This is a genomic window from Actinoalloteichus sp. GBA129-24, from assembly GCF_001941645.1.
GTDB classification, from domain to species: Bacteria; Actinomycetota; Actinomycetes; order Mycobacteriales; family Pseudonocardiaceae; genus Actinoalloteichus_A; species Actinoalloteichus_A fjordicus.
Genome location: NZ_CP016077.1, coordinates 1,803,480 through 1,815,228, shown reverse-complemented (window position 1 = coordinate 1,815,228; position 11,749 = coordinate 1,803,480). Strand labels below are relative to the sequence as shown.

7 protein-coding genes are annotated in these 11,749 nt (G+C 71.3%); 1 reads left to right on the top strand and 6 read right to left on the bottom strand.

Translation table 11 applies throughout. From position 1 onward, the window contains the following. Positions 1-2 precede the first annotated feature (2 nt). The 4 genes from UA75_RS08245 to UA75_RS34395 form a co-directional block, all read right to left on the bottom strand. Entirely contained in the window at positions 3-1,331 is a 1,329-nt protein-coding gene (locus UA75_RS08245; RefSeq protein WP_075739747.1) for an ABC transporter substrate-binding protein, read from the bottom strand. Further along, entirely contained in the window at positions 1,328-1,996 is a 669-nt protein-coding gene (locus tag UA75_RS08240; RefSeq protein WP_075739746.1) for a hypothetical protein, read from the bottom strand. The genes UA75_RS08245 and UA75_RS08240 overlap by 4 nt, the downstream gene beginning before the upstream one ends. A gap of 748 nt (positions 1,997-2,744) precedes the next feature. Continuing rightward, positions 2,745-5,600 carry a translation initiation factor IF-2 N-terminal domain-containing protein gene (locus tag UA75_RS08235; RefSeq protein ID WP_075739745.1) on the bottom strand — a complete coding sequence of 952 codons (2,856 nt, stop codon included), beginning with the start codon at positions 5,598-5,600 and terminating at the stop codon, positions 2,745-2,747. Positions 5,601-5,800: 200 nt separating this feature from the next. Further along, on the bottom strand, positions 5,801-6,937 hold the full coding sequence (locus UA75_RS34395; RefSeq protein WP_261340763.1) for a TIGR03936 family radical SAM-associated protein: 1,137 nt from the start codon (positions 6,935-6,937) through the stop codon (positions 5,801-5,803). A 262-nt stretch (positions 6,938-7,199) separates the two neighbouring features. Between UA75_RS34395 and UA75_RS08220 the strand changes: the two genes are divergently transcribed. After that, positions 7,200-8,639 (top strand): S8 family peptidase, encoded by a 1,440-nt coding sequence (locus UA75_RS08220; RefSeq protein WP_075739744.1) that lies wholly within the window; start codon positions 7,200-7,202, stop codon positions 8,637-8,639. A gap of 219 nt (positions 8,640-8,858) precedes the next feature. On the opposite strand, the gene idi is transcribed toward UA75_RS08220, so the two are convergent. Together idi and UA75_RS08210 are read right to left on the bottom strand one after the other, a co-directional pair. Continuing rightward, positions 8,859-9,428, bottom strand: coding sequence for an isopentenyl-diphosphate Delta-isomerase (idi, locus tag UA75_RS08215; protein ID WP_075739743.1), 570 nt, complete (start codon positions 9,426-9,428; stop codon positions 8,859-8,861). A 190-nt stretch (positions 9,429-9,618) separates the two neighbouring features. Next, complete coding sequence (locus UA75_RS08210; RefSeq protein ID WP_075739742.1) at positions 9,619-11,586, bottom strand: TIGR03960 family B12-binding radical SAM protein; 1,968 nt, start codon at positions 11,584-11,586, stop codon at positions 9,619-9,621. Positions 11,587-11,749: the final 163 nt, after the last annotated feature.

The following is an 11,749-nucleotide window of genomic DNA, read 5'->3' as shown; positions in this document are numbered from 1 at the left end:
GGTCAGCCCACCGGGACCCTGGCGCCGCCGTGGACCGGCCGGTCCATCCGCTCGCCGAGCTGGAAGGCGAGCCGGGCGATGCGCTGCTCGTCGGCGCCCTCGACCTCCCGGAGGAATCGCTGCAACTCGGCCCACAGCCTGCCCCCTCGCGCACCGAGCTGGTCAGAGAGGTCGAAGGACAGTCCGCCCGGCGGATCGCGGACCTCCTTGGCCAGCCGGGCGAGCCGGGCATGGCGATACCGGTTGTCGAGGAGGTCGGCCCGCAGCGAGAGGAACCCGCCCTCGCCCGCCCAGATCGTGGCCGCGTCCGCCCCGGCCAACCACTCGACCAGGTCCGTCGCCGTCGACGGCGCCTGGGCCGTCACCACGGCGACGTCGCCGCCGATCACCAGCGGCGCAACGCCGCCGTCCTCGGCACGGGGGAACCGGAAGAGATCCCACTGCCAGCGCCCGTCCTGATCGGCCGGGCTGTGCTCGGCGATCACCGAGTAGACGAAGTCCGAGCCGGTCGTCATCACGGCCCTGTCCCTGGCGAAGACGTCGAGCACCGCTTCGTCGAGTTGGGTGGCCAGCGCCGACACCGCCCCGCCCGCCAGCGCGTACGGGGCGCCCCACATCCCCCCGACCCGGCGCAGCGCCTCCTGCACGCCGTCCCCGCGCCAGCCGATGCCGGTCTCGGCCAGTGTCCGGTAGGCACCGGGGTCGATGCTGAGCAGCACGTTCTCGAAGAAGTCGGTGAGCACCCAGCCGTCGGCGGCCCCCAACGCCAGCGGAGTACGGCCCGCGGCGGCGAGCCTGGCGTTGAGCGACGTCCACTCCTCCCAGGTGGTGGGGACGTCCTCGCCGAGATCGGCCAGTGCCTGCGGTCGGTACCAGACACAGGACTTGTGCACGATCTTGAAGGGCAACCCGTATCGACGACCGTCCACCGACATGACCGACCGCCAGCCTGCCGGGGCCGCGTCGTCGTCGAGTTCCAGCGGAACCAGCCCGCCCGAGGCGACACCGGAACGCAGGAGCCCCGGGCGCGGCAGCATGATCACGTCCGGCGAGCCCACCGGCCGGTCGCCGAGTGCCGCGGCGATGTCATCGCCCATCGGCACGATCTCCGTGCCGACACCGTGCTGAGCGGAGAAGACGTCGAGGACCCGCCGGAAGGACGCCAGCTCCCGCCCGCTCCAGGTCACCGCGACGCGCAGCGACCCGGTGACGGCCGAGCAGCCTGCGATCGGGCCCATGCCGACCACGGCACCGAGCGGAAGGGCCAGCGCCCCGAGAACGGCGCGTCGGGAGACGCCGTTGCGTGCCCTTGACGAACCCCGCGCGGTCATCCCGGATCCGGTGGAACGGTCGACGAGGAGACACCCTCGGGCAGCGTCAGATCGACGACGTCGGCAGCGGGCACGAATCCGTCGAGCCGACGTCGGTCATCGGTGACGACCAGCAGGGCGACGCCGGTCCGGGCGGCAGCCGCGTCGAGTCTGCCCGCCCAGCGCGGGAATCCCGTCCGATCCTCAACGACGACGGCCGGGCGCCGACGGAACAGCACCCTGGCGAAGCCTGCCTGCTGTCGTTGGCCTGGCGTGGCTCGATGCGGATGGCGGTCCAGACTCATCAGCAGGCCTGCCCGTTCGGCGGCCTTGTCGGCCTCGTCTGCCAGTCGCGGGCTCGCCCCGCCACCGGCGCTCAGCCTGCCGAAGACGATGTTCTCGCGGAGGCTCAGGTGTGGGAGCAGCCCGCCGTCAGCCGTGACGAGGCCGATCAACGGCTGCGCCCCGTCGAGGCTTGCGGTGTCCGGTCGGGCTCGTGGTCGTCCGCCGACGGTGACCAGGCCGGTCCAGCCGTCGCCCGTGCCGATCACCGCGTCCGAGAATCGGCATAACGTCGCCGAGTCCGGCAGGACGACACCGGCGATGCCACCGACCGGCACGGCAAGGCTCACCGACCGAGCCATCCCGTCGGCCCGAACGGCGTCGAGAACCAGACCTGCCCCCATCTGAAACCCCCGCACGACGCAGTGCCCTGCATCACACCTAGCATAGCGGCGGGGCGACCCGACAGAATTGCGATCGGAATATCGGCGCGATATCGCTGCGACGGCGGCCCGAGAGACAAGAGAGTGCTCGGCCGGGAATTCGCGGCGGCGGCGACTATTCGCCCGCCGAGCAGGCCGTCGGGTACATCGAATCTCGGCGAATACGGTCGAATCGACGATCCGACCGCCGTGACCCGCCTCGAGAGGCGACGGGGCTGGCGACGATCGGTTCCGGTGGACGCCTGCGGGGCGTTGGGGAGACCGGCGTCTGCTGTCCGGCGGCAACCATTCACCCGGACAGCCGACCGCGACCGCGACCTATCCGCAGATCGACGCACCGGCCTGCGAATCGCCATTCACGAAGCCCGGTTCTGCCGATCGAGGGGTCGGCGACCAGAAGTCGACGGCGATTCGCGACGAAGTGGGCCGGCATTCGATGACGGATTACGCAAACCGCGTCCGAACGTGATTCTCCTGCGGCCGCCCTCGACGGCTGACGATTCGGCGTCGTCCCGGCTGCCTGTGAGAGTTCACCGATGAGCACGTCGGGGGTGGGGAGGAGCCCGGTCGCCGACGCGGCGTGGCCGTGTCGTGCACGTCCCGGCCGGTACTCAGCCGCCGTACGCACCCGGCCCACCGCGCCGGTCCCGTGATATCCCCTCGGGACGAGAACGGCGGGGCCCGATGAATCCAGGCCCCGCCGTCTCGGTCACGCGTTGTCGGTCTGGCTCCCCTTCGGCGGGCCCGCCGGCCGCGCTGCGGCACGCCTGCGCTGCCTGCGAGCAGGCGCCGCCGCAGGGGTCGCGGCGGGCTCCGCCGGAGCGACAGGCTCGACGACCGTCTCCTGCGCCGCCGCTGGAGTCCGCACCGCGTGCCCGTTGCGCCGAGCGGGCTCGGCGGCGGGCTTCTCGACCACCTCGGCGGCGGGCGGCTCGCCTGCAGGCTCGGCCGCACGCGCCTCCTCCGCCGCGCGAGCTGCGTCGGCCTCACGGGCGGCCTTGGCCTCGGCCCGAGCCTCGGCCTTGGTCTGCCGACGCCCCTGACGGGGTGCGTCGCCGTTCTCCCGGCTGTTCTCGACCGGCGCCTGAGCCTCGGCGACCTGCTCCATCGCCTGGGCCGCCGTCTCGGCGACGGTGTCGAGCGCGACGTTGCCCTTGCCCCTGGGCCGCGACCGCCGCGACTGAGCAGGAGCGCTGCCGTTCTGCTTGTCCGAACCGCCCGCGCCGTTGGCCTGGGCTCCGGCCTGCGCCGCATGCTGATGCTGGTGGCTCGCCGTGCCGTTGCCTGCGGCCGCCCCGGCCGTCCCCGACGCGCCGTTGCCCGTCACCGCGCCGACCGGCTCGGTCGAGACGATCACCCCGCGACCCCGGCAGTGTTCACAGGTGGTGCTGTAGGCCTCGAGCAACCCGGTGCCGACGCGCTTACGCGTCATCTGCACCAGCCCCAGGGAGGTCACCTCGGCGACCTGGTGCCGAGTGCGATCCCGGCCGAGGCACTCGGTCAGCCTGCGCAGCACGAGGTCACGGTTGGACTCCAGGACCATGTCGATGAAGTCGATGACGATGATGCCGCCGATGTCCCGCAGCCGGAGCTGCCGGACGATCTCCTCCACCGACTCCAGGTTGTTCCTGGTGACCGTCTCCTCCAGGTTTCCGCCGGAGCCGGTGAACTTGCCGGTGTTGACGTCGACGACCGTCATCGCCTCGGTGCGGTCGATCACCAGGTAACCGCCGGAGGGCAGCCAAACCTTCCGATCCAGTGCCTTGGCCAGCTGCTCGTCCACCCGGTGCTCGGTGAAGGCGTCCTTCAGGCCGACGTGCCTGCGGAGCCTGCCCACCAGATCCGGCGCCACGTGGTTCACGTACGACTCGATGGTGTCCCACGCGGTGTCGCCCTGGACGACCAGGCCGGAGAAGTCCTCGGTGAAGAGGTCACGGACGACCTTGATGAGCAGGTCCGGCTCCTCGTACAGCAGTTGCGGCGCCTGGGCGCGCGGAATGGCGGCCCGCTCCTTGATGATCTCCCACTGGGCACGCAGCCTGCGGACGTCCCGATCCAGGGACTCCTCGCTGGTGCCCTCCGACGCGGTGCGGATGATCACACCTGCCTCGTCGGGGACGATCCGCTTGAGGATCTCCTTCAACCGCTTGCGCTCGACGTCGGGGAGCTTCCGGCTGATGCCGGTGGCACCGCCGCCGGGCACGTAGACCAGGAATCGCCCGGGGAGGCTGATCTGGGTGGTCAGGCGGGCGCCCTTGTGCCCGACCGGCTCCTTGGTGACCTGGACCAGCACGCTGTCCCCGGTGGACAGCGCCTGCTCGATCTTGCGGGCCTTGCCCTCCAGGCCTGCGGCGTCCCAGTCGACCTCGCCCGCGTAGAGCACGGCGTTACGGCCGCGGCCGATGTCGACGAACGCGGCCTCCATGCTCGGCAGCACGTTCTGGACTCGGCCGAGGTAGACGTTGCCCACGATCGATCCGGTGCCCGACGACGTCACGAAGTGCTCGACGAGGACGCCGTCCTCCAGCACCGCGATCTGCGTGCGGTCGCCGCGCTCACGCACGACCATCCGACGTTCCACCGACTCACGACGAGCCAGGAACTCGGCCTCCGACAGCACCGGCACGCGCCTGCGGCCCGCCTCCCGGCCGTCGCGCCGTCGCTGGCGCTTGGCCTCCAGACGGGTGGAGCCGCGTACCGAACGGACCTCGTCCTCGACGACTGGCTCGGCCTTGACCTGCGCGGGCTTGCTCTCCCTGACGTGCACCACCGTGTTCGGCGGGTCGTCGGACCGCGAGGCCGCGTCGTCCTCGGCAGTGCCCTTCCGCCGCCTGCGACGTCGACGGCGCCTGCTGCCCTCCGACTGCTCGCCCTCGGTGTCCTCTCCGTCCTGCTCGGCGGCCGCCTGCTCCTCCGCAGGGGCCTCGGGCACGACGTCAGCGGCGGTCTCGGCGGGCGTGCCGTCCTCGTCGTCGCCGGGCTCCTCGCCGCCCTCCGCGTCCTGGCCGCCTCGTCCTCGGCCCCGTCCCCGGCGTCCGCGTCGGCGGCGACGCCTGCTGCCTGCGTCTTCGTCCTCGTCGACGTCCTCGGGCGCCGAGGGGGAGACTACGGCCTGTTCGACCGGCTCGGCAGCCTGCGGCTGCTTCGCTGCGGCCTGCTTGGCGGGTGCCTGGCGAGCGGCGGGCGCCGCCGCGGGCTGCGGCGGGAGGAAGACCGGCTGCGGCGGCGCGAAGACCGGTGCGGCGGCAGCCCTCGGACCGGAGTCCTCGGCGGGCTGCTCGGCAGCGGCGGCAGACTCCTCGGCGGCCGCGCTCGGGGTCCCGGCGGCCTCCTCGGCGGGCGCCAGCTTCTCGATCACCTGAAGTGCCAGGTCGCGGGACACGCTCGACTGGGCGCTGCGAACCTCGGCCCCCAACGCCTCCAGCGCAGTCAACACGTCCTTGCTTCGTACCTCCAGCAGCTTCGCCAAGGCGTGCACTCGCAGCTTGGCGGGCAGTTCCGTCCCGCCTGCCCGTGCATCGGCAACCCCGCTGCGCTCGTCAGCGGGCGCGTTCTTCATCGACATACAGCTCCTCCGCCCCCGGGCGCGTCCTTGGCCGGACGCGGCCGCGCAGGGGCCTTCCTGTTCGTCTCCGTCGCGTCGAGCGACGGGAATCCTGTTTGAAGCCTGCCGTTTCCGAGCCGGAGCTCGAAAAGCAGCGCAGGCGGATGCCTACGACGCCGTGTGGGCCTGCCCCTCATCCCCTGTGACAGGGATTACCCGACCTAGTCTCGGGCAACCGCTCGATCAGCGGTCAACGGATCGACTAGACGCCCATCATCGTCGAGCCGCCCCTGCGCCATCCGGGTCGCCTTCGCGGGTACCGGCGGCTCCACAGCAGCGACGACGCGAAGCGCACTCAGCACGTCGTCCGGTCGCACGGTCGGAGTCACCTGCCGCACTACCACCACGAGTATCCCATACGGTCTTTCCACACTGCGCCGATCAGCCGTCCCGGCGCGCCGAGCCACCACGGCGTCACGATGCGTGGCGGTCTCCGCAGGTCCGTCCGTCGGGAGGGGACGGCTCGGGTCTGCGACGATGCCGTTCCACGACCGAGTGGCCGTCGCGTGCCCGCCGTCGACGATGGGCAGGTCCCCGCCCTGCACGGGCGCCGCGTCGGCGGCGACGGACGTCGACGAGAACGCGGCGACGGTCAGGCCGGTCGACGAGGCCGCGTCCGACGAGACCGTGTCCAACGACACTGTGGCCGCCGCAACAGCCGCCGACCCTCCGTCGGCGGCGACAGCCGACGTCGCGGTATCCGACCACGCGGCGCACGCGGTGTCCGACCACATCGCGGCCGACGAGTAGACCTCCGCGCGGACGATCGCGGCGCGCGCATCGATGGTGCGGAGGCCGTTCTTGGTCAGCCGCTCGACCTCCACCACCTCCTCGGCCAGCATCCGGCGGGTGGCGTCGCGCAGCACCTCCGGATCGACGCCCGGCACCTCGATCCGCCAACTGCTCGCCGTCAACCGCTCGGCCAGCGAACCCGGACCGGCCTCCACCACGTCGACGATGTCGAGTCCCGGCGGCAGGGCCGCGTTCAGCTCACGCCCGAGTATCGGAGGATCGACGCGCTCGGCCAGCGCGAACTCGACGTACTCGGCCTCACTCGCAGCGCCCGTCGGGGCGGCACCGGCCCAGGAGACCTTCGGATGCGGGTTGAAGCCCTGCGAATAGGCCATCGGCACGCCCGCTCGACGCAGGGCCCGTTCCACGGACCGCGCCACATCACGATGTGAGGTGAATCGGAGCCGGTCGCGCTTGGCGAACCTCAGTCGGAGTCGCTGTACCGAGGGTGGGGACGGGTTCGGTTCGGATCTGCCGCTCAGCTCACACCATCCTGGGCGCCGCATGTGGGGGTCGCGCAAGACCGTACCGCGCCGTTGTGATCGTCCGTTGCTTGTCTCGGCGACGCAGGACTCGTTACCGTCCGCACATCGTGGGGACACGATGCTCGACCGGTCTGTCCCCCCGCAACGAGCTCCTGCCTGCCCGGCCGCGAGCAGGGCAGGGATTCCGGGCGATGCTGCCGGGAACGGGGGCTGCGACGCACGGCGACGATCCGCCGCGAGCGACAGACACCGAGAATGTGATCGACGCGACAGGAGCGAGTTCGTGCCTCTGCTCAGCCCGGCGGCAGCAGCCGTGGCAGGCGTCGCGCTGTTAGCCGCAGGCCAGCTCGCGGCCCCGCTCAAGATGACGCCGCCTGCGGATCTTCGGCAGCCGTCGTGTCACGACGACGGCGAGGCGTATCGGTATCTGGTGCTCTTCGAACCCGGCACGCCCGACGACGCGGCCGAGGCCGAGATCGAGGCGGCCTGCGGAACGACGACGGTGAACTATCCGGAGATCGGCGTCGCGGTCGCTGTCTCGGCAGACGACCGATTCGACACCTGGTTCGGGCCGGATCGGGCCTTCTCGGCGCAGCGGGCGACAGCGACGCGTGCGACGTCCACGCCGAGTACGCGGCGCGGTTCGCAGGCGGCCGAGCAGCTTGGACCGGATGCACTCCCCCTGGACCCTGAGGTCCGCGCTGAGGGCTGGTCGCTACGCCAGGTGCGGGGCGATCTCGCCCATCGACTCGACCTCGGCAGTGCGGACGTCCTGATCGGCGTCCTCGACTCCGGGATCGACGGCGGACATCCCGCGCTGGCCGACGCCGTCGACCCTGGAGCCTCGGCAGGCTGTCTCAGCGGTGCCCCCGACGTGTCCACGGCCGCATGGACGCCGACGAACTCCGCGCACGGCACCCATGTCGCAGGCATCATCTCCTCGAACGGAGCGGGGATGACCGGCGTCGCGCCCGGTGTCCGACTCGCCGCCGTCCGCGTCGTCGACGAGGCGGGCCTGATCTACCCGGAGTACGCGGTCTGCGGTTACCTGTGGGCGGCCGAGCAGGGCGTCGACGTCACGAACAACAGCTACATCATCGATCCGTGGCACCTCGACTGCGAACAGGAACCCGGCGCCCAGGTCGCGACGGAGGCAGTGCGGCGGGCGATGGGCCACGCCACCGATGCAGGCGTGCTCGCCGTGGCGGCGGCAGGAAACGACGCGGTCGACCTCCTGGCCCTGACCGACCGCCCGTCGGCCGGATCGAGCGGGCGCGACTGCCTCCCGTTACCCGCGGGCCTCTCCGACGTGGTCACCGTCTCGGCGGTGGCCGCCGACGGGACCAAGGCCCGCTACAGCTCGTACGGCCTCGGCGTGGTGGATCTCGCGGCGCCGGGCGGTGACCGGCGGCACCCGGCAGGCATCGGGCCGGGACGGTGTGTGCGCTCGACGGTCCCCGGCGGCTACGAGGACCGGTGCGGCACGTCGATGGCGGCGCCACACGTCGCGGGCGTGGCCGCGCTGCTGGTCTCCCAGCGCCCCGACGCCTCGCCCGCCGAGCTTCGCTCGGTCCTGCGCCACCAGGCCAACCCGCTGTCCTGTCCCGAAGAGTACGACCTCAATCTGGACGGGACGCCGGATGCCGACTGTGTCGGCGCCAAGTCGTACAACAGCTTCTACGGCGCGGGCCTGGTCGACGCACTTCGTGCGGTGCGGAACTGACGGCAGCCGCCGCGATCCACGGCTCGAGCCGTCGCCGTGATCACCCGTCCCCGGCGTCCGCTCCGCAGGCGCCGTTCCCTGCTTCAACGACCGCAGACGAGCCGTCGACCGTCCTGCCGGAGGCGCACTTCCCCAGCCGCGACCCTGCGCCCGCCGACCGGCCCGGCCCAGGATCAGGTTCCTGTCGAAAAGGACCGGCCGACGTGCCCTAGGACGGGCTCAGCGCGCCGCGAGGAAGTCACGGGTCGCCCCTGCCACCTGGGGAAACCACGGGGTGAAGTCCGCATGCCCGCCGCCGTCCAGCGTCGCGAGCACCTCCGCCAACGGGGTCCAGCGCAGGGCGCGGACCTCACTCGGATCGACCGCGCCGGGCTCGCCCTCGAAGCGCCCGATCAGGACGTGGTCGTACTCGTGTTCGACGTAACCCTGTTCCGTGTCGGGAGCCCGGTAGACGAAGGCGCCTGCCTCGCTCAGGTCGGCGACCTCCACGCCCAACTCCTCGCGCAGCCGCACCCGTGCGGCGGCCACGACCGACTCGCCGGGCCACGGATGTCCGCAGCAACTGTTGGTCCATCTGGTCGGGAATCTCAGCTTGGCCGAGGAGCGCTGCTGTAGCAGCACGCGATCCCGCCCGTCTACCAGCATCACCGAGAAGGCACGGTGCAGCAGCCCGCCGTCGGAGTGCGCCGCATGAACCGAGGAGCGTCCCAGCGTCCGGCCCTGCTGATCGACCAGCTCGACCAGTCGCTCCTCACGGATGCGCTGCTGCTCCTGCGTCGTGACGGTCATCCGAGGTCCTCCTGGGGGTCGGGGCCTGATCGTCGGTCCTCCCGTCGAGCGAGGCGACTCGCCGTGGGCGACTCCGCCGCCACGGCTCGCCCGCTCCATCCTCCGCACCCGAGGGGAGGCGGACCACAGACCGCGCTGAAGGACTCGACGTGATGGCGCCGAGGCCGTCCGTGTCCTCCAGGATCAGACCTCAGCCGCCTGCGGGCAAGGAGGGATTTCGTACCGGGCTGCCCTGGCCGACGGGACTGATCGGCAGCATCGTGCGTCCGGTCGGCCCGATCTCGATGTCGGTGCCCATCGCCGGGCACACCCCGCAGTCGAAGCAGGGCGTCCAGCGGCAGTCTTCCTGCTCCTGCTCGTCGAGCGCGTCACGCCAGTCCGCCCACAGCCACTCCTTCTCCAGCCCGGAGTCGAGGTGGTCCCAGGGCAGCGTCTCGTGTTCGGTCCGTTCGCGGGTGGTGAACCAGTCGATGTCGACGCCCAGCGCAGGCAGTTCGGCGGCGCAGGCGTCCAGCCAGCGTTGATAGGAGAAGTGCTCGGTCCAGCCGTCGAAACGCCCGCCCTGGCGCCACACCCGCTCGATGACCCGGCCGATCCGCCGGTCGCCCCTGGAGAGCAGGCCTTCGATCAGGGAGGGCTTGCCGTCGTGGTAGCGCATCCCGATGCTGCGGCCCAGGCTGCGGTCCTCGTTGACCGCGGCACGGAGGCGGCGGAGTCGCGCGTCGATCGTGTCGGGGTCGAACTGCGCGGCCCACTGGAACGGCGTGTGCGGCTTGGGCACGAACCCGCCGATGGACACCGTGCACCGGATGTCCTTGTTGCCCGAGGCGGCCCGGCCCGCCCGGATGACCTCCTTGGCCATCCGCGCGATCTGCAGCACGTCCTCGTCGGTCTCGGTGGGCAGCCCGCACATGAAGTACAGCTTCACCTGCCGCCAGCCGTTGGCGTAGGCCGTGGTGACGGTGCGGATCAGGTCCTCCTCCGACACCATCTTGTTGATCACGCGCCGGATGCGTTCGCTGCCGCCCTCCGGCGCGAAGGTCAGGCCCGAGCGTCTACCGTTGCGGGCCAGCTCGTTGGCAAGGTCGACGTTGAAGGCGTCCACCCTGGTCGACGGGAGTGACAGGCCGGTGTTAGTGCCCTCGTACCGGTCGGCCAGCCCCTTGGTCACCTCGGCGATCTCGGAATGGTCGGCGCTCGACAACGACAACAGGCCGACCTCCTCGAAGCCGGTGGCCTCGAGTCCCCGCTGCACCATCGCCCCGATGCCCTCGGCCGAGCGTTCCCGCACCGGACGGGTGATCATGCCTGCCTGACAGAACCGGCAGCCTCGGGTGCAGCCGCGGAAGATCTCGACGCTCATCCGCTCATGCACGCTCTCCGCGAGAGGGACCAGCGGCTGTTTGGGGTACGGCCAGGCGTCGAGATCCATGGTCGTGCGCTTGGCGATCCGCGCCGGAACCCGGTCGCCGACGGGGCGCGCCTCGTCGATGGCACCGTCGGCGAGGTAGTCGACCTCGTAGAACTGCGGCACGTAGACCTGGCCGGTCTCGGCCAGCCTGGTCAGCAGTTCAGGCCGGCCGCCGGGTCTGCCGTCGGCCTTCCATCGACGGATCAGGTCGGTGACCTCCAGCACGGCCTCTTCGCCGTCACCGAGGATCGCCGCGTCCAGGAAGTCGGCGATCGGCTCCGGATTGAAGGCCGCGTGGCCGCCGCCCACGACGATCGGGTGGTCCTCGGTGCGGTCGACCGCGTGCAGCGGGACGCCTGCGAGGTCCAGCGCGGTCAGGAGGTTCGTGTAGCCCAGTTCCGTGGCAAAGCTGACCCCGAGCACGTCGAAGGCGCCGACCGGTCGGTGTCCGTCGACGGTGAACTGCGGGACGTCGTGCTCACGCATCAACGCCTCGAGATCCGGCCACACCGCGTAGGTCCGTTCGGCGAGCACGTCCGGCTGCTCGTTGAGGATCTCGTAGAGGATCATGACGCCCTGGTTGGGGAGTCCGACCTCATAGGCGTCGGGGTACATCAGCGCCCAGCGGACGGTGGTTGTGTCCCAGTCCTTGACGGTCGCGTTCAGTTCACCGCCGACGTACTGGACGGGCTTGGACACCCTGGGCAGCAGCGGTTCCAACCGGGGGAAGACGGACTCGACGCTCACGGCGAACAGGGTAACGGCCGTGCTCCCGCAGGCCGGGAGGCGCAGTCGGCGGGCCTGCCTGCGCGGAGCCGCCCGGCGCAGGCGAGCGGACGCAGGCCGAGGGGATTCGGCGGGAACGGACACCGGCGGACGGACATCGGCGTCAGGACGAAGGCCGTCGCGA